The organism is Pseudocitrobacter sp. RIT415 (genome assembly GCF_003057695.2).
In the GTDB taxonomy this organism is placed as follows: Bacteria; Pseudomonadota; Gammaproteobacteria; order Enterobacterales; family Enterobacteriaceae; genus Pseudocitrobacter; species Pseudocitrobacter faecalis.
Map to the genome: position 1 here is coordinate 21,548 of NZ_QBJC02000014.1, position 19,910 is coordinate 41,457.

The 19,910-nt window shown below is 54.9% G+C and carries 25 protein-coding genes and 4 pseudogenes; 20 read left to right on the forward strand and 9 right to left on the reverse strand.

Features of this window, described 5'->3' with window-relative positions:
- Positions 1-65: 65 nt before the first annotated feature.
- Positions 66-1,553: an alpha-amylase gene (gene amyA / locus DBY68_RS14560; RefSeq protein ID WP_108475239.1), complete on the forward strand. Its 1,488-nt coding sequence runs from the start codon at positions 66-68 to the stop codon at positions 1,551-1,553.
- 106 nt (positions 1,554-1,659) lie between these two features.
- On the opposite strand, the pseudogene yedD reads toward amyA, so the two are convergent.
- A pseudogene (yedD, locus tag DBY68_RS14565) lies at positions 1,660-2,070 on the reverse strand (lipoprotein YedD); the annotation flags it as partial.
- Between the two features lie 181 nt (positions 2,071-2,251).
- Between yedD and yedE the strand changes: the two are divergent.
- The gene (gene yedE / locus DBY68_RS14570) at positions 2,252-3,466 is read left to right on the forward strand and encodes a selenium metabolism membrane protein YedE/FdhT (protein WP_146745462.1); all 1,215 of its coding nucleotides are present in this window, start codon (positions 2,252-2,254) and stop codon (positions 3,464-3,466) included.
- The gene (gene yedF / locus DBY68_RS14575; RefSeq protein ID WP_108475236.1) at positions 3,463-3,696 is read left to right on the forward strand and encodes a sulfurtransferase-like selenium metabolism protein YedF; all 234 of its coding nucleotides are present in this window, start codon (positions 3,463-3,465) and stop codon (positions 3,694-3,696) included. The genes yedE and yedF overlap by 4 nt, the downstream gene beginning before the upstream one ends.
- A 157-nt stretch (positions 3,697-3,853) precedes the next feature.
- On the opposite strand, the pseudogene DBY68_RS14580 reads toward yedF, so the two are convergent.
- Together DBY68_RS14580 and DBY68_RS22785 are read right to left on the reverse strand one after the other, a co-directional pair.
- Positions 3,854-4,048, reverse strand: a pseudogene (locus DBY68_RS14580) (Rha family transcriptional regulator); the annotation flags it as partial.
- Positions 4,049-4,267: 219 nt separating this feature from the next.
- The gene (locus tag DBY68_RS22785) at positions 4,268-4,474 is read right to left on the reverse strand and encodes a lysis system o-spanin lipoprotein Rz1 (protein WP_146745463.1); all 207 of its coding nucleotides are present in this window, start codon (positions 4,472-4,474) and stop codon (positions 4,268-4,270) included.
- Between DBY68_RS22785 and DBY68_RS22790 the strand changes: the two genes are divergently transcribed.
- The gene (locus DBY68_RS22790) at positions 4,467-4,652 is read left to right on the forward strand and encodes a hypothetical protein (RefSeq protein WP_146745464.1); all 186 of its coding nucleotides are present in this window, start codon (positions 4,467-4,469) and stop codon (positions 4,650-4,652) included. The genes DBY68_RS22785 and DBY68_RS22790 overlap by 8 nt on opposite strands.
- Positions 4,653-4,699: 47 nt before the next feature.
- On the opposite strand, the gene DBY68_RS14590 is transcribed toward DBY68_RS22790, so the two are convergent.
- Entirely contained in the window at positions 4,700-5,149 is a 450-nt protein-coding gene (locus tag DBY68_RS14590) for a lysozyme (RefSeq protein ID WP_108475235.1), read from the reverse strand.
- A complete protein-coding gene (locus DBY68_RS14595) occupies positions 5,136-5,441 on the reverse strand; it encodes a phage holin family protein (RefSeq protein WP_123009791.1) in 306 nt (101 codons plus the stop codon). The genes DBY68_RS14590 and DBY68_RS14595 overlap by 14 nt, the downstream gene beginning before the upstream one ends.
- A 254-nt stretch (positions 5,442-5,695) precedes the next feature.
- Between DBY68_RS14595 and DBY68_RS22795 the strand changes: the two genes are divergently transcribed.
- Positions 5,696-5,980 (forward strand): hypothetical protein, encoded by a 285-nt coding sequence (locus DBY68_RS22795; RefSeq protein WP_146745465.1) that lies wholly within the window; start codon positions 5,696-5,698, stop codon positions 5,978-5,980.
- 78 nt (positions 5,981-6,058) lie between these two features.
- On the opposite strand, the gene DBY68_RS23105 is transcribed toward DBY68_RS22795, so the two are convergent.
- Entirely contained in the window at positions 6,059-6,370 is a 312-nt protein-coding gene (locus tag DBY68_RS23105; RefSeq protein WP_108475234.1) for a hypothetical protein, read from the reverse strand.
- A gap of 188 nt (positions 6,371-6,558) precedes the next feature.
- Positions 6,559-6,877, reverse strand: a pseudogene (locus DBY68_RS14605) (bacteriophage antitermination protein Q); the annotation flags it as partial.
- A gap of 47 nt (positions 6,878-6,924) precedes the next feature.
- On the opposite strand from DBY68_RS14605, the pseudogene DBY68_RS14610 reads away from it, so the two are divergent.
- Positions 6,925-7,701 (forward strand): annotated as a pseudogene (locus DBY68_RS14610) (site-specific integrase); the annotation flags it as partial.
- An 11-nt stretch (positions 7,702-7,712) separates the two neighbouring features.
- Here the strand turns inward: DBY68_RS14610 and fliE are convergent.
- Positions 7,713-8,027 carry a flagellar hook-basal body complex protein FliE gene (gene fliE / locus DBY68_RS14615; protein ID WP_108475233.1) on the reverse strand — a complete coding sequence of 105 codons (315 nt, stop codon included), beginning with the start codon at positions 8,025-8,027 and terminating at the stop codon, positions 7,713-7,715.
- Positions 8,028-8,237: 210 nt separating this feature from the next.
- Between fliE and fliF the strand changes: the two genes are divergently transcribed.
- From fliF to rcsA, 14 genes are all read left to right on the forward strand, one after another.
- Positions 8,238-9,899 (forward strand): flagellar basal-body MS-ring/collar protein FliF, encoded by a 1,662-nt coding sequence (fliF, locus tag DBY68_RS14620; RefSeq protein WP_108475232.1) that lies wholly within the window; start codon positions 8,238-8,240, stop codon positions 9,897-9,899.
- On the forward strand, positions 9,892-10,887 hold the full coding sequence (gene fliG / locus DBY68_RS14625) for a flagellar motor switch protein FliG (protein WP_108475231.1): 996 nt from the start codon (positions 9,892-9,894) through the stop codon (positions 10,885-10,887). The genes fliF and fliG overlap by 8 nt, the downstream gene beginning before the upstream one ends.
- On the forward strand, positions 10,880-11,575 hold the full coding sequence (fliH, locus tag DBY68_RS14630; protein ID WP_108475230.1) for a flagellar assembly protein FliH: 696 nt from the start codon (positions 10,880-10,882) through the stop codon (positions 11,573-11,575). The genes fliG and fliH overlap by 8 nt, the downstream gene beginning before the upstream one ends.
- A complete protein-coding gene (gene fliI, locus DBY68_RS14635; protein ID WP_108475229.1) occupies positions 11,575-12,945 on the forward strand; it encodes a flagellar protein export ATPase FliI in 1,371 nt (456 codons plus the stop codon). Before fliH ends, fliI begins: the two co-directional genes overlap by 1 nt.
- A gap of 21 nt (positions 12,946-12,966) precedes the next feature.
- A complete protein-coding gene (fliJ, locus tag DBY68_RS14640; RefSeq protein WP_108475228.1) occupies positions 12,967-13,413 on the forward strand; it encodes a flagellar export protein FliJ in 447 nt (148 codons plus the stop codon).
- Positions 13,406-14,545 carry a flagellar hook-length control protein FliK gene (locus DBY68_RS14645; RefSeq protein WP_108475227.1) on the forward strand — a complete coding sequence of 380 codons (1,140 nt, stop codon included), beginning with the start codon at positions 13,406-13,408 and terminating at the stop codon, positions 14,543-14,545. The genes fliJ and DBY68_RS14645 overlap by 8 nt, the downstream gene beginning before the upstream one ends.
- A 106-nt stretch (positions 14,546-14,651) precedes the next feature.
- Positions 14,652-15,119: a flagellar basal body-associated protein FliL gene (gene fliL, locus DBY68_RS14650; RefSeq protein ID WP_108475226.1), complete on the forward strand. Its 468-nt coding sequence runs from the start codon at positions 14,652-14,654 to the stop codon at positions 15,117-15,119.
- A gap of 4 nt (positions 15,120-15,123) precedes the next feature.
- Entirely contained in the window at positions 15,124-16,128 is a 1,005-nt protein-coding gene (fliM, locus tag DBY68_RS14655) for a flagellar motor switch protein FliM (protein WP_108475225.1), read from the forward strand.
- The gene (fliN, locus tag DBY68_RS14660) at positions 16,125-16,538 is read left to right on the forward strand and encodes a flagellar motor switch protein FliN (protein WP_108475224.1); all 414 of its coding nucleotides are present in this window, start codon (positions 16,125-16,127) and stop codon (positions 16,536-16,538) included. Before fliM ends, fliN begins: the two co-directional genes overlap by 4 nt.
- 2 nt (positions 16,539-16,540) lie before the next feature.
- On the forward strand, positions 16,541-16,924 hold the full coding sequence (gene fliO / locus DBY68_RS14665; RefSeq protein WP_108475223.1) for a flagellar biosynthetic protein FliO: 384 nt from the start codon (positions 16,541-16,543) through the stop codon (positions 16,922-16,924).
- A complete protein-coding gene (fliP, locus tag DBY68_RS14670; protein ID WP_108475222.1) occupies positions 16,924-17,661 on the forward strand; it encodes a flagellar type III secretion system pore protein FliP in 738 nt (245 codons plus the stop codon). The genes fliO and fliP overlap by 1 nt, the downstream gene beginning before the upstream one ends.
- 12 nt (positions 17,662-17,673) lie before the next feature.
- Complete coding sequence (gene fliQ / locus DBY68_RS14675) at positions 17,674-17,943, forward strand: flagellar biosynthesis protein FliQ (protein ID WP_043953144.1); 270 nt, start codon at positions 17,674-17,676, stop codon at positions 17,941-17,943.
- Positions 17,944-17,948: 5 nt separating this feature from the next.
- Positions 17,949-18,743 (forward strand): flagellar biosynthetic protein FliR, encoded by a 795-nt coding sequence (fliR, locus tag DBY68_RS14680; RefSeq protein WP_108475221.1) that lies wholly within the window; start codon positions 17,949-17,951, stop codon positions 18,741-18,743.
- Between the two features lie 276 nt (positions 18,744-19,019).
- Positions 19,020-19,643, forward strand: a complete 624-nt coding sequence (rcsA, locus tag DBY68_RS14685; protein WP_108475220.1) for a transcriptional regulator RcsA — start codon at positions 19,020-19,022, stop codon at positions 19,641-19,643.
- Positions 19,644-19,689: 46 nt separating this feature from the next.
- Here the strand turns inward: rcsA and dsrB are convergent, their stop codons facing one another.
- Entirely contained in the window at positions 19,690-19,878 is a 189-nt protein-coding gene (gene dsrB, locus DBY68_RS14690) for a protein DsrB (RefSeq protein WP_112296194.1), read from the reverse strand.
- Positions 19,879-19,910 lie beyond the last annotated feature (32 nt).

Here is a 19,910-nt window from a genome sequence, read left to right on the forward strand (position 1 = left end):
GCAAATCTCGCGCCGCGCGCATTTCCCACTTATAGTACTTGTGTCGCCTTTCACGGAGAACAGGTATGCGCAATCCCACCCTCTTGCAGTGCTTTCATTGGTATTACCCGACTGGCGGTGAGTTATGGCCCGAAGTTGAGGCGCTTGCGCCGAATCTGAATGAAATCGGTATCAATATGATCTGGCTGCCGCCCGCCTATAAAGGCGCGTCGGGCGGCTATTCTGTGGGCTATGACAGCTACGATCTGTTCGATTTAGGTGAGTTTGATCAAAAAGGTAGCGTTGCCACTAAATATGGTGACAAGCGCCAGCTACTGGCGGCCATTGACGCCCTGAAAAAGCATGATATCGCCGTACTACTGGACGTGGTGGTAAACCACAAAATGGGGGCGGATGAGAAAGAGCGCATTCGCGTGCAGCGCGTTAACCAGGACGATCGCACGCAGATCGATGAAGAAATCGTTGAGTGTGAAGCCTGGACGCGCTACACCTTCCCTGTCCGCGCAGGACAATATTCAAAATTCATCTGGGATTACAAATGCTTCAGCGGGATCGATCATATCGAGGATCCGAATGAAGACGGCATTTTTAAAATCGTCAACGATTACACCGGCGAAGGCTGGAACGATCAGGTTGATGATGAGATGGGCAATTTTGACTATCTGATGGGCGAAAATATCGATTTTCGTAATCATGCAGTGACTGAAGAGATCAAATACTGGGCGCGCTGGGTGATGGATCAAACCCACTGCGACGGTTTTCGTCTCGACGCGGTTAAACATATTCCGGCCTGGTTCTATAAAGAGTGGATTGAGCACGTTCAGGAAGTCGCGCCCAAACCGCTGTTTATTGTGGCCGAATACTGGTCGCATGAAGTGGACAAACTGCAGCAGTATATCGACCAGGTCGACGGCCAGACGATGCTGTTCGATGCACCATTGCAGATGCATTTCCATGAAGCCTCACGCATGGGCGCTGACTATGACATGAGCCAGATTTTCACCGGCACGCTGGTCGAGGCCGATCCGTTCCACGCGGTGACGCTGGTCGCCAATCACGATACCCAACCGCTTCAGGCGCTGGAAGCCCCGGTTGAAGCCTGGTTTAAACCGCTGGCGTATGCACTGATCCTGCTGCGGGAAAACGGCGTGCCTTCTGTCTTTTATCCCGATCTTTTCGGCGCACACTATGAAGACACAGGCGGCGATGGCGAAACCTACACCATCGATATGCCGGTGATTGAACAACTGCATGAATTAATCGACGCTCGCCAGCGCTTTGCCCACGGCGTACAGACCCTGTGGTTCGATCACCCTAACTGCATCGCCTTCAGCCGCAGCGGTACCGACGACGCGCCAGGGTGCGTGGTGGTGTTGTCGAACGGCGACGACGGTGAAAAAACGATGACCCTTGGCGAAAATTACGGCAACAAACGCTGGAAGGATTTCCTCAATAATCGGGAAGAAATTGTTGAGACCGACGACGCGGGCAGTGCGACCTTTACCTGTAATGGGGGAAGCGTAAGCGTCTGGGTACTGGAGGATGTGCTGTAAAACGCACCCGGCGGGATAACCGCCGGGAAAATGCTTATTTGATAGGAACGATATCCGCCGGAACGCTGCTGGATGAGGTTTCCTGCTGCATTGCAGGCAGTTCTGTCGGCAACGCGCTCGCCAGCGGTTTTTTCTCCAGCGCGGCGATGCACTCGATTGTGGGGCGATCGACACGCTGCAACGTCATGCCATCGTATTCCAGCGTGCCATCTTCGCGATCAACGGAATAAACATCGCGTTTTTCAGTCACGTTATACAGGTCATCCCCGCGCAGCATCAGTTTGCCCGGCACGGCAATCGTACGCTGCCACTGACGGCAATCCAGCGTATCGCCGTCGCGGGTGACAATCAAACTGCCAATGGCTTCCGGGCTCACCAGCGAACGCTGCGGCCCTTTCGTTTGCCAGTAACCGACAAGCCCCTCTGGCGCGGGCACTTTCACCACGTCTTTATAGTTATCGACCTGCACGCAGCCTGCCAGCGTCATCAGCGCGGCAACCATTGCTAATTTTTTCATGATTCATCCTGCATACGGAGAAAAAAATATTGTGACATTATAGCCTTAAGCCCGCCACCCTTTCACGCCCCTTGTCTGAAATTGATCTGTTCGAGGTTTTACGCAAAAAGCATTCGCCAGATGGATGGAGCAGCGTAGAATTCCCGCTCTTTCGATCCTTCTGAGTTCAGAGGCTAGCACCATGACCTGGCAACACTTCAAACAGGCGTACCTGATCAAATTCTGGGCCCCTGCCCCGGCGGTAATCGCTGCCGGTATTCTCTCCACCTACTATTTTGGCATTACCGGCACCTTCTGGGCTGTCACCGGCGAATTCACCCGCTGGGGCGGGCAACTGCTGCAACTGGCGGGCGTTCACGCTGAAGAGTGGGGCTACTACAAACTGATCCACCTCGATGGCACCCCGCTCTCTCGCATTGACGGCATGATGATCATTGGCATGTTCGGTGGTTGTTTCGCTGCGGCACTGTGGGCAAACAACGTCAAACTGCGCATGCCACGCAGCCGTGTGCGTATCCTGCAGGCTATCATTGGCGGCGCGATAGCCGGTTTCGGCGCGCGTCTGGCGATGGGGTGTAACCTGGCGGCATTCTTCACCGGGATCCCTCAGTTCTCACTGCACGCCTGGTTCTTCGCCGTGGCAACCGCCATCGGTTCCTGGTTCGGCGCTCGTTTCACCCTCCTGCCGCTGTTCCGCATTCCGGTGAAAATGCAGAAAGTCTCTGCCGCGTCGCCATTGACGCAAAAACCGGATCAGGCGCGTCGCCGCTTCCGTCTGGGCATGCTGGTGTTTATCGGCATCGTGGGCTGGGGGCTGTTTACCGCCATTGATAAACCGAAGCTCGGCCTCGCGATGCTGTTCGGCGTCGGCTTTGGCCTGCTGATTGAACGCGCGCAAATCTGCTTTACCTCGGCCTTCCGCGATATGTGGATCACCGGGCGCACCCATATGGCGAAAGCGATTATTTTCGGCATGGCGGCCAGCGCCATCGGTATTTTCGGTTACGTGCAGTTAGGCGCAGAAGCCAAAATCATGTGGGCGGGCCCGAATGCGGTGATAGGTGGCCTGCTCTTCGGCTTTGGTATTGTGCTGGCCGGCGGTTGCGAAACCGGCTGGATGTATCGCGCGGTGGAAGGCCAGGTGCATTTCTGGTGGGTGGGCATTGGCAACGTCATCGGTTCAACCATTCTGGCCTACTACTGGGATGATATTTCTCCGGCACTGGCCACCAACTGGGATAAAGTCAACCTGCTCAACACCTTCGGCCCGACGGGCGGCCTGCTGGTGACGTACCTTCTGTTATTTACCGCGCTGATGCTGATCATCGGCTGGGAAAAACACTTTTTTAAACGCAAAAATCAGTCTGCCGTTGTCACGGCGAAGGAGACAGCATGAAAGATATCGTGCCTGATTACCGCCTGGATATGGTCGGCGAGCCATGCCCGTATCCGGCTGTCGCCACGCTCGAAGCGATGCCGCAGCTGAAAAAAGGCGAAATTCTGGAAGTGGTGAGTGACTGCCCGCAGTCGATCAATAATATTCCGCTGGACGCCCGCAACTACGGCTACACCGTACTGGACATCCAGCAGGATGGGCCCACGATTCGCTATTTGATTCAGAAGTGAGTTGTTTTAGCCCCTCACCCTAACCCTCTCCCACAGGGAGAGGGAACCGATCGAGCACGTTGCTGAATTTCCTGCGTTTTTCACCCTCTCCCTGTGGGAGAGGGCCGGGGTGAGGGGCACCCGCGCGCACTCAACCATCAATTACACCTGCATGCCCATCAACGGGCTCAAAATTGAGCCGGTTAAAGTCTGGCGAGCAATCAGAATCCAGCCGCTTGATTGTGCGAAGAACGTTTTTATGCGCCTTGCCGAAATAGCTGGCGATCTTCATGGACGTTGTGATGACCTTGTCGTTAGATGGAATAACCATTTCGCGGAAGTCAAAGGCCAGAATAACTGACGGATTATTCATAGCGTCTTTACCTTTTAGAAAGTGAGCCTGTCTCACAGAAAAGCCGCCCGAGAGAGGTCGCCACCTTTAACGGCTGTTCTCAGGCTCGCTTACTGAAAGGCTCTCGTTTAAATACGCGTGAGATGCGCGGACATAAAAAAGCCCGACCGAAGTCAGGCTCTGTTATTTGGGTGAAGAATCACTTAAGGCACTGGGTGTTGATGTAATCCTGCAGGACTCTCAGGGATGTTTGGTCACTGATGATCCCGTCTCTGATACTGAGAACGTTTCGTCCAGCAATTGAAGAGAGTTCGACGGTGGCATCATGGCCCATGCCGGAGGTGCTGGCGGTTTCGGTTGAGGCAGGCACTGGACATCGGCCTTTGACGAGCACCCGGCCACCATTATCAAGCTTGCGCTTAAGAGCATCGTTTTCAGCTTGAGCATCGGACAACTCCTTCGTGTATTTTGCATCCAGCGCAGCGACATCACGCTGGCGCACCTGCATATCTTTGATGGTGGCGTTAGCCAAACTGAGATTCTTGGTGGCTTTGTCGCGCTGGTCTTTGTAGGTGATGGCGTTGTCGCGGGAGTGGTTCACGAAAAACGCCAGTACGCCGATTAACGCCACCACAAGAAGCTGCAGCCAGTAACGCCTTACCAGCGCGCCAATCACGACAGGAACAGAGCGCGCTCCGCCTCACGCCGACGTGTCAGCCCATTCAGTACTTTGCCGCCAGCCTTATTCCAGCGTGTGAACTCGTTGGCAGCACCAGTGTAATCACCGGCGTTAAGTTTGCTCAGCAGTGTAGATGTCGACAGCGAACGAGAACCCAAGTTGTAAGTGAATGACACCAGCGCATCGAACTGGCCCTGACTCAGTTTTACCTTCACCAGTCGCAAGACGTCATTTTCGTAACTCACCAGCCCGGTCTTTAACAAGCGGTCAGCTGTCGCCTGGTCAATCGTCATTCCTGGTCGCACTGGTTTTCCATTGACAGGCTGCGTCCATCCATAGCCAATTGTCCACGGAGCACCACCTGTACCAGGATCGGGATAAGCAGTAAGCTTGCATCCTTCGTACTGCTTGATCAGAGCAATGCCTTTATCACTGGTTTGCATTCTTCATCCCCGTCAGTCGTTCCCAGAAATAAGTCAGCGCTACGGAGCCCATCGCCCCGCTAATGCCGGACGTGACAAGAATCATGTGAAAACTCAGGCCACTTTCCACGCTTATCAATCCGCCGATCAGCCCTGTAAAGCCGGAGACGGCGATCTGTGCCAGCGCGTTTATCCAGCTCCACGTGGCTTTATTCTGCTTTACGTCAATGAGGTAGCGGACTAAACCGCCCCAGCATGCAATGCCGAGCAGGATTAGCCAGGACAGGCCTACAATTTTGTGGTCGTCATTCATACGTTTTGCCATGATCACCTCGCGACAGTTGCGGGTGCTGTGTTTGAAAAGGGGGTCAGGTTCTCGGGCTGAATTTAACAACAAAGCATGTCGAGGATGATTCCCGGAACCTGAGAATAAAAAAAACCGGCGTCAGGCCGGGAGGATGAGGGTAAGGCAACGAGCTGTGAATTATTCAGAACGAAGCTACCTACACGCTAGCTAAACAAGTCGTTCTTGTGTAAATAGAAGAAACGCATCAAAAGGTAGCTACTGTGAAAATCATTTGGAAATTATTAAAGCTCATAACCATATCGATTTATGTGTTTGTCGGTGTTTTTCTTGCTGGTTTTGTAGCTTCATGCACAAGGAATGCAATTAATCTTGAAACATTAGATTTAAGATATTCATTAATTGCAAAGCATGCAGCTGTTTATGCATTTTGCGCAACAGGTGCAGCATTGGTTGTTCCACCTGTGCTACATGTGATTCAGTATTATGTCTGGCCGATTCTGAGGCTCATTGGCCTAAAGATTCGTTACTTCTTTCATGGATACTAAAAAGCCCAAGGCGCCGGCCTCAGGCTTGAATCCTTCATGAGGAATATACTACCTCAATCGCACTGCGTTTCTACTTAGTCAGAGCTCATTCATCTCAGCTACTTCAAACTGGAAAACGTAGGGATCCGAGAGTAACTCAAACTGCTCATCGTCTGGATAAGTTACCGCTTCGTGGTAATTTTCTCCGGCGAAGTCCTTAATTGATGATAGATCACTCCAGTACGTTGCCAGAAAGAAATGCTCCCACTCCCCCTGTCGCTCACGCCGTACGTATGCACCTTGGTTTCCGTTAACACTTTTCGAGTGCTTCACCCCAGTTAATTCAAGGTGCGCAGCAAACCCATCTCCGTGTCGTACGGGCACGCAACCATGCCATGTCCTTACAATCACAACCACCCCCTCAGCTGATAAATAAGTGAATTTAAATTCACATTACCATAATAGTTAATCACTTTGGCGGTTTTTGATGCAATCTGAGTACATAAAAAAGCCCAAGGCGTTAACCTCGGGCTTGAATTCTTCGTGTCGACAATCAAAGCTATGGCGACGATAGCATATTTAGATGAAATACATACTTTTCAGTTCGGTTTTGCAAGAATTGCGTGCGAATTTGTCGCCTTTTGTTGTGAACGTGATCGCGTTACTGAGATTAACGAGCCGCTTAAAGCCGCTCCGCATTGCCAGCCAATGAGGCAGATACGTTTCCGTCCAGGTCGATTTCGCTACGCCCGTTAGTTCCGCCAGCGCCAGATATTCGTAAGCCTCACGCCCCGCCAGCTCTGCTTTGACGTCCTGCGCCGCCAGCCAGATCAGCTTCTTCAGGCCCTCCATCGTCTTGCTCGCCACCTTCTTCGCGCCGAGCTGCTCCCGGAATTCCGCCCATGCCCACTGGGTGATCGCTATTCCCGGATGACACAACTGATAGCCGATTCACTGAGTCGGTTAGCGGGTACATCAAGACCAATCCGTTTGCAGGTATTTCTCTGTTGAAGAAGTCACGTAGCGAACCGGATCCACTCACCCGTGATGAGTTTGTCAGATTGATAAATGCGTGCCGGCATCAGCAACTGAAAAACACGTGGTCTCTGGCAGTGTATACCGGTGTCCGCCACGGCGAGCTTGTGTCACTGGCCTGGGAAGATATCGACATGAAGGCGGGAACGATGATGATCCGCCGTAACCACACTCTGCCGAAGGAGTTTACCCTTCCCAAGACAGAGGCCGGTACGGACCGCATCATCAACCTGATTCAGCCAGCGATGGACGTATTGCGGAATCAGGCCGAGATGACGCGACTGAGTAAGCAATATCAGGTGGAAGTCATGCTACGTGAGTTTGGGCGTTCAGAAATGCATCCATGCACTTTCGTCTTCAATCCACAGATAGCGACTCGTAATGGCCGTGCCGGGCATCATTACGCTGTGGGGTCGATTAATCAGTCATGGGAAGCTGCAATGCGACACGCCGGGATTCGCTATCGCAAAGCATACCAGTCACGCCACACATATGCATGCTGGTCGTTAGCTGCCGGTGCTAACCCGAACTTCATAGCGAAGCAAATGGGGCACACCGACGCGCAGATGGTTTATCGTGTTTACGGATCCTGGATGGCGGAAAACAATCAGGACCAGGTACTCATTCTGAACCAGAAATTAAGTGAGTTTGCCCCATCCATGCCCCACGCGGTGGGATCGGATGTGATAAAACAATTACAATCATAAGGTTAGATAACCTACACCTGCATGCCCATCACTTCCTGATACGCACTCACCATCTTATTCCTGACCTGAATGCCCATCTGTAACGACACGGATGATTTTTGCAGATCGGTCATAACATCATTCAGCGCCACGCCCGGTACGCCGAGAGTAAACTTTTCCGCCTGGGTGCGGGCGGCATTTTGCGTATCGCTGATGCGGTCGAGCGCGGCGCTCAGTTGTCCTGCGAAGCTCACCGTAGACTGCGTATCCACCTGCTGATTGCGCGCCACATTAGCCGTCATTTGTAACTGTGACAGCACGCCCTCAATACCCTGAATTGCCATAATCCACCCCTGAAAATGTTAATGGAGCAGAGATTAGCATCTTGTCAATAAGATAAAGGCGTTAAATAGCGGCAAAAAAACGGGTTATTTGAACCATAGAAAATCCCGCAACAGCAAATAATGGCAGCGCTGTCATTTTGTGTTCGTCGCCCGGGAGTCTGCTTTGTTTTTGTACATATTTAACGCCATCTTTCAGGATCTACGAGGTGCGCAATGAGCGCGAACGCCACCACTACACCGCAAACTAAAACGCTGGAGTGGGTCAGTCGCCTGCGCGCAAACCCGAAAATTCCGTTGATGGTGGCCAGCGCCGCCGCGGTGGCTATCATCGTTGCAATGGTGCTGTGGGCGAAAAGCCCGGACTATCGCACGCTATTTAGCAACCTTTCCGATCAGGATGGCGGTGCCATTGTCAGCCAGCTGACGCAGATGAACGTCCCCTACCGTTTTGCGGATAACGGCGGCGCAATCGAAGTTCCTGCGGATAAAGTGCATGAACTTCGCCTGCGTCTGGCGCAGGCCGGTTTGCCAAAAGGCGGCGCGGTCGGTTTTGAATTGCTCGATCAAGAAAAGTTCGGCATCAGCCAGTTCAGCGAGCAGGTTAACTATCAGCGCGCGCTGGAGGGCGAACTGTCGCGCACTATCGAGACCCTGGGGCCGGTGAAAAGCGCCCGCGTCCATTTAGCGATGCCAAAACCGTCGCTGTTCGTGCGTGAACAAAAATCCCCTTCCGCCTCCGTCACCGTCAATCTTGAACCGGGTCGCGCGCTGGACGAAGGGCAAATTTCTGCGGTGGTGCATCTGGTCTCCAGTTCCGTCGCCGGACTGCCGCCGGGCAACGTGACGCTGGTCGATCAAAGCGGGCATCTGCTCACCCAATCCAATACCAACGCCCGTGACCTGAACGACGCGCAGCTGAAGTACGCCGCCGACGTTGAAAGCCGCGTGCAGCGCCGCATCGAAGCCATTCTGGGGCCCATCGTGGGCAACAGTAACGTTCACGCGCAGGTCACCGCGCAGATCGATTTTGATAATAAAGAGCAAACCGAAGAGCAGTATCGCCCGAACGGTGACGCCAGCCAGGCGGTACTGCGTTCACGTCAGGTGAACGAGAGCGAACAAATTGGAAGTCCGTACCCGGGCGGCGTGCCTGGCGCGCTCTCCAACTCGCCTGCACCGACACCAACTGCGCCAATTGCTACCCCGCCTGCCAATAATGCGACGCAAACCACCCGCCCCCAGAGCAGCGGCGGGCCGCGCAATACACAGCGTAACGAGACCAGTAACTACGAAGTGGATCGCACCATTCGCCATACCAAACGCAACGTGGGCGACATCCAGCGTCTTTCCGTCGCGGTAGTGGTGAACTATCGCACGCTGGCGGATGGCAAAACGCAGGCGCTCAGCGCGGAGCAAATGAAGCAAATCGACGATCTCACCCGCGAGGCGATGGGCTTTTCCAGCCAGCGTGGCGATACCCTCAACGTGGTCAATTCGCCGTTCACGCAGTCGGACGAAACCGGCGGAGAACTGCCGTTCTGGCAACAGCAGTCGTTTATCGACCAGCTAATGTCGCTGGGCCGCTGGTTGTTGGTGCTCTTGGTGGCTTGGCTGCTGTGGCGCAAAGCGGTTCGTCCACAGTTAATGCGACGTCAGCAGGAGACGCAGGCCGCCGCCGAGCAGGCGCGCGTTATCCAGGAAACGCAGGACGCGGTAGAAGTGCATCTCAGCAAAGATGAGCAACTTCAGCAACGCCGCGCCAACCAGCGAATGGGCGCGGAAGTCATGAGCCAGCGTATTCGCGATATGTCTGATAACGATCCGCGCGTTGTCGCGCTGGTCATCCGCCAGTGGATGAATAACGATCATGAGTAAATTAAGCGGTGTAGATAAAAGCGTCATTCTGCTGATGACCCTTGGCGAAGATCGTGCTGCCGAGGTGTTTAAGCACCTGTCGGCGCGCGAAGTGCAACAGTTGAGCACCGCAATGGCCAATGTGAAGCAGATCTCCAATAAGCAGCTTACTGAAGTGCTGGCGGAGTTTGAGCAGGAAGCAGAACAGTTCGCCGCGCTGAGCGTCAACGCCAACGAATATCTGCGTTCGGTGCTGGTGAAAGCGCTGGGCGAGGAGCGTGCCGCCAGCCTGCTGGAAGACATTCTCGAAACCCGCGAAACCGCCAGCGGTATCGAAACGCTTAACTTTATGGAGCCGCAGAGCGCCGCCGATATTATTCGCGATGAGCATCCGCAAATTATCGCCACCATTCTGGTGCATCTCAAACGCGCGCAGGCCGCCGATATTCTGGCGCTGTTCGACGAGCGTCTGCGTCATGATGTGATGCTACGTATCGCCACCTTCGGCGGCGTGCAGCCTGCCGCACTGGCAGAGCTGACCGAAGTGCTCAACGGCCTGCTTGATGGTCAGAACCTCAAGCGCAGCAAAATGGGCGGCGTAAGAACGGCAGCAGAAATCATCAACCTGATGAAAACCCAGCAGGAAGAAGCGGTTATCACCGCCGTGCGTGAATTCGACGGCGAGCTGGCACAAAAAATTATCGACGAGATGTTCCTGTTCGAAAACCTGGTCGAGGTGGACGATCGCAGCATCCAGCGGCTGCTGCAGGAAGTGGACTCCGAATCGCTGCTTATCGCGCTCAAAGGGGTCGAACCGCCGCTACGCGAGAAGTTCCTGCGCAATATGTCTCAGCGTGCCGCCGATATTCTGCGCGACGATCTCGCCAACCGTGGGCCGGTGCGTCTGTCGCAGGTGGAGAACGAGCAGAAAGCGATTCTGCTGATTGTGCGGCGTCTGGCGGAAACCGGCGAGATGGTAATTGGCAGCGGAGACGACACCTATGTCTGATACCACGCCGTGGAAAATCTGGCAGCCGGACGATCTCGCTCCGCCATCTGAGGAGGAGATTTTTATTCCTGAGCAGGAAGCTGACGCGCAGGAAGTCACGCTTTCTGAAGAAGCATTGCGCCAGCAGCAACTGGCGCAAATCCAGATGCAGGCCCACGAGCAGGGTTATCAGGCGGGGTTGCAGGAGGGGCGCGCCGCAGGGCAGCAGCAGGGTTATCAGGAAGGTCTGGCGCAGGGGCTGGAACAAGGTCTGACGCAGGCACAGCAGGAACAAGCCCCGCTACATACGCGTATGCAACAACTGGTCAGCGAGTTCCAGCATACGCTGGATGCGATGGATAGCGTTATCGCCTCACGGTTGATGCAGATGGCCCTGGAAGCCGCACGACAAATCATCGGCCAGACCACATCCATCGACAGTTCAGCATTGATTAAACAGATTCAGGCATTGCTCCAGCAAGAACCTCTGTTCAGCGGCAAACCGCAGTTGCGCGTCAACCCTGACGACCTTCCGCGCGTGGAAGCGGTGCTGGGTGCCACCTTAAGCCTGCACGGCTGGCGGCTGCGCGGCGATCCGACGCTGCACCCTGGCGGCTGCAAAGTCAGCGCCGATGAAGGTGACCTTGATGCGAGCGTCGCCACCCGCTGGCAGGAGCTCTGCCGTCTTGCCGCGCCAGGAGCCTGCTGATGACCGCGCGCCTTACACGCTGGTTAACAACGCTGGATAACGTCGAAGCGCGCATCGCCCAGCTTCCTGCCGTACGCCGCTATGGACGCCTGACCCGCGCAACCGGGCTGGTGCTGGAGGCCACCGGTCTGCAACTGCCGCTCGGTGCAACCTGCATTATCGAACGTCAGATCGGTGCGGATACACAGGAAGTGGAAAGCGAAGTGGTGGGCTTCAACGGTCAGCGCCTGTTTCTGATGCCGCTGGAAGAAGTGGAAGGTATTTTGCCCGGCGCACGCGTCTATGCCCGTAATGCTTCCGGCGACGGATTACAAAGCGGCAAACAGTTACCACTCGGCCCTGCACTGCTGGGGCGCGTGCTGGATGGCAGCGGCAAACCCCTCGACGGTCTGCCTGCACCAGAGACCACCGAAACCGGCGCACTCATTACGCCACCGTTTAACCCGCTGCAGCGGACGCCGATTGAACATGTGCTGGATACCGGCGTGCGGCCCATCAATGCGCTGCTCACCGTCGGGCGCGGGCAACGGATGGGGCTGTTTGCTGGCTCCGGTGTCGGCAAAAGTGTGTTGCTGGGGATGATGGCGCGCTACACCCAGGCCGACGTGATTGTGGTTGGCCTGATTGGCGAGCGCGGACGCGAAGTGAAAGATTTTATCGAGAACATTCTTGGTAGCGAAGGCCGGGCCCGCTCGGTGGTCATCGCCGCCCCGGCGGATGTGTCGCCGCTGCTGCGTATGCAGGGTGCAGCCTATGCCACCCGCGTGGCGGAAGATTTCCGCGATCGCGGCCTGCACGTGCTGCTGATTATGGACTCACTCACCCGCTACGCGATGGCGCAGCGTGAAATCGCCCTGGCGATTGGCGAGCCGCCCGCCACCAAAGGCTACCCGCCTTCCGTTTTCGCCAAATTGCCCGCTCTGGTTGAGCGCGCCGGGAACGGCATCAGCGGTGGCGGTTCAGTGACCGCCTTTTATACGGTGCTGACCGAAGGCGACGATCAACAGGATCCTATCGCCGACTCGGCGCGCGCCATTCTCGACGGGCATATTGTGCTGTCGCGAAGGCTGGCCGAGGCCGGGCATTATCCGGCCATTGATATCGAAGCCTCAATCAGCCGCGCCATGACGGCGCTAATCAGCGAGCCGCACTACGCCCGCGTACGTCATTTCAAACAACTGCTTTCAAGCTTCCAGCGCAACCGTGACCTGGTGAGCGTCGGGGCTTACGCCAAAGGCAGCGATCCGATGCTGGATCGCGCCATCGCCCTGTGGCCGCAGCTGGAAGCGTTTTTGCAGCAGGGCATTCTGGAAAAAGCCGACTGGGAGAGTTCTCTTCAGGGGCTTGAGCGAATTTTCCCGTCAACCTGATGAAGCAGGAGGTACCGCAAGATGGCGCAACAAGGTGCATTGGCCACGCTCAAAGAGCTGGCGGAAAACGAGGTGGATAGCGCTGCGCTCAGGCTCGGTGAGATGCGTCGTGGTTTTCAGAAAGTAGAAGAACAATTACAGATGCTGATGGATTACCAGCTTGAATATCAAAACAACCTTAACAGCGACATGAGTCAGGGGATTGCCAGCCTGCGCTGGCAAAACTACCAGCAATTTATTCAGACGCTGGAAAGCGCGATTGAACAACATCGCCAACAGTTGCTGCAATGGAACCAAAAAGTGGAGCAGGCGCTGACCTTCTGGCGCGAGAAAAAACAGCGGCTTCAGGCGTGGGAGACATTGCAGGAGCGTCAGGCCAGCGCCACGCTGCTGGCGGAAAACCGTCTTGACCAGAAAAAGATGGATGAATTTGCCCAGCGCGCAACGCTAAGGAATCGCAATGATTAACCTGCTCACGCTTTTAGCCCCGGACGCAGAGAGCGTCACGCCGGGTTTATCCACGCAGGTGGGCGGTGAAACCGATTTTCTTAACCTGCTCAGCGATGCGCTGGGGAGTGAAAATACGCAACCGCTTAAAAGCCTTACCGCCGCCCTTTCTCAGGTGCCGGACGGGAAAACGCCCACGAAAACGTCCGTCACCGAATGGTTGTTGCAACAGGAGACCGCACAGATCCCGGTTGAACTGCCGGACGGTACGACCACAGATACACAGACCCTGCTCAGCCAGTTGGCCTCACATCTGAAAAGCGATGTACAGAACAGCAAACCGCTGGAGCCTGACGATGACGACGAAACCGTCAGCGACGCCTCCCTTGCCGGGATGAGCGCGCTGATGGCCATGCTGCCGCCGGTACAATCAGTGCCATCGACCACGGTTACCGCAGGCAATGACATGCCTGCCCTGAGCGGTTTAACTGCACGCAGCGACGATCAATCGATCGCCCAGCACGGTACCAGCAAAGATGTCGCGCAGCCACTCACCAGCCGTGAGCTCCCTGCCGCTGCCCAAAGCGCACCGCAGTTGGCGCCGGTGACCCTGAAAGTCGAAGCCGACAGCACGCCAACCGCAGCGGCGCCTGCGGCAATGCCGTCAGCGATCGTCACAGCACCTGCGCAAACAGCACCGCCAGCCGCCGCCCCCACCGTACAGGCTGCATTAGGTTCGCCGGACTGGCAGCAGAGCGTCAGCCAGCACATCACCCTGTTCACACGCCAGGGGCAGCAGACCGCGGAACTGCGTCTGCACCCGGAAGAGCTTGGTCAGGTGCATATCTCGCTTAAGCTCGACGATAACCAGGCGCAAATCCAGATGGTGTCACCGCACAGCCACGTGCGCGCGGCGCTGGAAGCCGCGTTGCCGGTGCTTCGCGCGCAACTGGCCGATAACGGCATTCAGCTTGGACAAAGCAATATCAGCAGCGAGAGTTTTGCCGGGCAGCAGCAGCAACAACACGCTTCAGGCCAGCCGTCGGCCTGGCGCCGCGCGACATCCGGGGATGACGAAGATGATGCGTTGACAGTCCCTGCTGCGTTGCAATCCGCCGCACGCGGCGATGGCAGAGTCGACATTTTTGCCTAAACGCCAGAGGTAGCGTGATTATTCCCGTCTTTTCCACGCTTTGACCCGCGCGGGAGTCGGGATAATCACACGATAAGCAGTATATGCAACAGGAAGACCGCATCAGATGACCGACACCGCTATCACTAAAAAACGCAAACGCGCCATTTGGCTGCCGCTGCTGATCCTCGTGACGCTCGCCGCCGTGGCGACCGCCGGTTACAGCTACTGGCGGATGCAGCAGCACAGCGCCACGGAAAGTAAAGCTGAGACGCCGCCCCCTGCCGCGCCGGTCTTTTTCGCGCTGGATACCTTTACGGTGAACCTTGGCGATGCGGATCGCGTGCTTTATCTCGGCATTACGTTGCGTCTGAAAGATGAAGCGACGCGCGCACGGCTGAATGAGTATCTGCCGGAAGTGCGCAGCCGTCTGTTGCTGCTGCTTTCTCGCCAGGATGCCACCCAACTGGCAACCGATGCCGGAAAACAAAAACTGGCCGCCGCCATTAAAGAGACGCTGAGCACGCCACTGATTGCCGGTCAGCCGAAGCAGGACGTGACCGACGTTCTCTATACCGCTTTTATTCTGCGATAACCTCATGGGCGATAGCATTCTTTCACAGGCCGAAATCGACGCCCTGCTTAACGGTGACAGCGATAACCGCGATGAGCCGAAAGCAGGCGTGGCGGGCGAAAACGACATTCGTCCTTACGATCCTAATACCCAGCGTCGCGTGGTGCGCGAACGTTTGCAGGCGCTGGAGATCATCAACGAACGCTTTGCGCGTCAGTTCCGCATGGGGCTGTTTAACCTGCTGCGTCGTAGCCCGGACATTACCGTTGGGGCGATTAAAATTCAGCCGTATCACGAATTTGCGCGCAATCTCCCGGTGCCGACCAACCTGAATCTTATCCACCTGAAACCACTGCGTGGCACCGGGCTGTTCGTGTTCTCGCCGAGCCTGGTGTTTATCGCCGTCGATAACCTGTTCGGTGGCGACGGTCGTTTTCCGACCAAGGTGGAAGGCCGCGAGTTTACCCATACGGAACAGCGCGTTATCAACCGCATGCTGAAGCTGGCACTCGAAGGCTACCGTGACGCGTGGAAAGCGATTAACCCGCTTGAGGTCGAGTATGTGCGTTCGGAAATGCAGGTTAAATTCACCAATATCACCACCTCGCCTAACGACATTGTGGTCAACACGCCCTTCCACGTTGAAATCGGCAACCTGACCGGCGAATTCAATATCTGCCTGCCGTTCAGCATGATTGAACCGCTGCGTGAACTGCTGGTTAACCCGCCGCTGGAAAACTCGCGCACTGAAGATCAGAACTGGCGCGAAAATCTGGTGCGCCAGGTGCAACATTCCGAACTGGAACTGGTGGCGAATTTTGCCGACATTTCACTGCGATTGTCGCAGATCCTCAAGCTAAAACCCGGCGATGTGCTGCCTATTGATAAACCCGACCGCATCATCGCGCATGTGGATGGCGTGCCGGTGCTGACCAGCCAGTACGGTACGGTGAAAGGACAATATGCACTGCGCGTCGAACACCTGATTAACCCGATTTTGAATTCGTTGAATGAGGAACAGCCCAAATGAGTGATATGAATAACCCGTCCGACGAGAACACCGGCGCAATGGACGATCTGTGGGCTGAAGCGTTGAATGAACAACAATCCACCAGCGGTAAAAGCGCGGCTGATGCGGTGTTCCAGCAACTCGGCGGCGGCGATGTCAGCGGTACGTTGCAGGATATCGACCTGATTATGGATATTCCGGTCAAGCTGACCGTGGAGCTGGGTCGTACCCGGATGACTATCAAAGAGCTCCTGCGTTTGACGCAGGGTTCCGTGGTGGCACTGGACGGTTTGGCGGGCGAACCGCTGGATATCCTGATTAACGGCTACCTGATTGCCCAGGGCGAAGTGGTCGTGGTGGCGGACAAATATGGCGTGCGCATCACCGACATCATTACGCCGTCCGAACGTATGCGTCGCCTGAGCCGCTAAACATGAAAAGCCCGACCCACGCGACCGTCGCTCATGCCTCTGCCCCCGACGCCTCACCGTTGATTCAGGTCAGCGGTGCGCTGCTCGGCATTATTCTGCTGATCCTCGCCGGAGCATGGATAGCCAAACGTTTTGGCGTCGGGGGCAGTAGCGTGCGAGGCGCGCAGGGTCTGAAGGTTAGCGCCAGCGCCGCCCTCGGCCCGCGTGAACGTGTGGTGGTGGTGAACGTAGAAGATGCGCGTCTGGTGCTGGGCGTCACCGCCAATCAGGTTACCCTCCTGCACACGCTGCCACCCGCATCACCCGATACACACCCAGGGCAGCCTGCTGCCGCCGATTTTTCATCTCTGATGAAAAATGTACTCAAGCGTTCCGGGAGATCCTGATGCGCCGTATTTTCGCTGTCCTCATCCCTGCGCTGTTGTTGATCTCGCCTGCCGCCTTCGCCCAGCTACCGGGGCTGGTCAGCCAGCCATTAGCGGGTGGCGGTCAAAGCTGGTCGCTGCCGGTTCAGACGTTGGTGTTTATCACTTCGCTAACGTTTATTCCGGCGATTTTGCTGATGATGACCAGTTTTACCCGCATCATTATCGTTTTTGGCCTGCTGCGTAACGCACTGGGGACGCCCTCTGCGCCGCCGAATCAGGTGCTGTTGGGGCTGGCGCTGTTTCTGACCTTTTTTATTATGTCGCCGGTCATCGATAAGATTTATACCGACGCCTATCAGCCTTTTAGCGAAGATAAGATTTCATTACAGGAAGCAATGGATAAAGGCTCGCAGCCGCTACGCGAGTTTATGCTGCGTCAGACGCGCGAGGCTGATTTGGCGCTGTTTGCACGTCTGGCGAACAGCGCGCCGATTGAAGGCCCGGAAGCGGTGCCGCTGCGCATTCTGCTGCCAGCGTATGTGACCAGTGAGCTGAAAACCGCCTTTCAGATTGGCTTCACCATTTTTATTCCGTTTCTGATTATCGACCTGGTGATCGCCAGCGTGCTGATGGCGCTGGGGATGATGATGGTGCCGCCCGCCACGATCGCCCTGCCGTTTAAGCTGATGCTTTTCGTGCTGGTCGACGGCTGGCAATTGCTGGTGGGTTCGCTGGCGCAAAGTTTTTACAGCTAACGGGAGCCTGCCATGACACCTGAATCCGTAATGATGATGGGCACCGAGGCGATGAAAGTTGCCCTTGCGTTGGCGGCCCCGCTGCTGCTGGTTGCGCTGATTACGGGGCTTGTGATCAGCATTTTGCAGGCGGCGACGCAAATCAACGAGATGACGCTCTCCTTCATTCCTAAAATCATCGCCGTGTTTATCGCTATCGTGGTCGCCGGGCCGTGGATGCTTAACCTGCTGCTTGATTACGTTCGCACCCTGTTCTCTAACATTCCGTATATCATCGGCTAACCCTGATGCTCACTATCACCAGCGATCAGTGGATCCACTGGATAAGCCTCTATTTCTGGCCGCTACTGCGCGTGCTGGCACTGATTTCCACCGCCCCCATTTTGAGCGAGCGAACCGTCCCCAAGCGCGTTAAAGTCGGGCTCGGGCTGGTTATCACCGTGGTGATTGCCCCCGCTATCCCGGTGCCGGACGTCCCGCTCTTCTCGCCGAATGCCCTTTGGCTGGCGCTACAGCAAATCCTGATCGGCATTGCGCTGGGGTTTACGATGCAGTTCGCCTTTGCCGCCGTAAGAACTGCCGGGGAAATTATCGGCCTGCAAATGGGGTTGTCGTTTGCCACCTTTGTCGACCCCGGCAGCAACCTGAATATGCCTGTACTGGCGCGAATTATGGATATGCTCGCCATGCTGCTGTTTTTGGTTTTTAACGGCCATTTATGGCTGATTTCGCTGCTGGTTGATACTTTTCATACCTTGCCCATTGGGGGGGACCCCCTCAACAGCAACGCCTTTCTGGCCCTTGCCCGAGCAGGCGGACTCATCTTCCTCAACGGCCTGATGCTGGCACTGCCGGTCATTACGCTGCTGCTCACCGTTAACCTTGCATTGGGTATGCTTAATCGTATGGCTCCGCAATTGTCGGTGTTCGTGATTGGATTTCCAATCACATTAACTGTAGGGATATTATTAATGGCGGCGTTAATGCCGCTTATTGCTCCTTTTTGCGAACATTTATTTAGCGAAATATTCGATCTTTTAGCGGATATTATCAGCGAGTTACCCCGGGTCAATTCTCCATAACCTCATTCCTGTTATTGTAAGGAAATTCCTAAAAGCCCATTTATAAAACATCTACCAGGATATATCTGGCGCGGATTATTTGTTTTTACTCTACTCACATAACCTAACATTTACTTTACTTTGAGAAGATTCCTGGCAAATTATACGTAACTTTACGGGATAGTTTAGGCCGCCTGATCGTCTTCGCTTGGTTGTTAGTTTTATAAATTGCTCAGTGAGTTATGAAGCGCTCAGGCAAGGGGTTAATTATCGTTACGCATTGAGTGAGGGTATGCCATGTCAACGATTATTATGGATCTATGCAGTTACACCCGGCTAGGATTGATAGGGTACTTGACGAGTCGAGGGGTTAAGAAACGCGATATTGATAACATCAGCGATGTCGACGGACTCGCGGCATTGTGTAGCGACCGCCGCCCGTCTGTGGTGTTCATTAATGAAGACTGTTTTATCCACGATGCACAGAGCAGTCAGCACATTAAACAAATCATTAATCAACATCCCAGAACGCTGTTTATCGTTTTTATGGCGATTGCGAATATCCATTTTGATGAATACTTACTGGTTAGGAGTAATCTGTTAATAAGCTCCAAATCGATAAAGCCAGAAACACTGGATGATATTTTAGGGAATTATCTGAAAAAAGAAACTGACGAGGTAAAACAGATCAACATGTCGACATTATCGTTAAGTCGAACGGAATCGAGCATGTTGCGGATGTGGATGTCAGGACAGGGAACGATTCAGATATCGGATCAAATGAATATTAAGGCCAAAACGGTATCGTCACATAAGGGTAATATCAAGAGGAAAATTAAAACGCATAATAAGCAAGTGATCTATCACGTTGTACGTCTTGCAGATAATGTGACCTCCGGCATTTACGTGAATATGCGTTAATGACGACTTGCTGGCGGATAAAACCGCCAGTCAATTTCATCCTAATTCAGTCTACTTTCTCGACGAAAATACCGTCCGGATGGCCATTTTCATTGAAAAACCAAATGCCGAGCGGATAATCCTCCAGCGAGACCAGATACATTGTTCCTTCACTGAACTGCTCAATCGCCAGCACCACGCCGGATCGACGTGGGCCGCCATCCGTTTTGACCGTCACACGATCGTTTACCTGCATACGCAATCTCCTCAACGTTTCTGCCCAGTGTA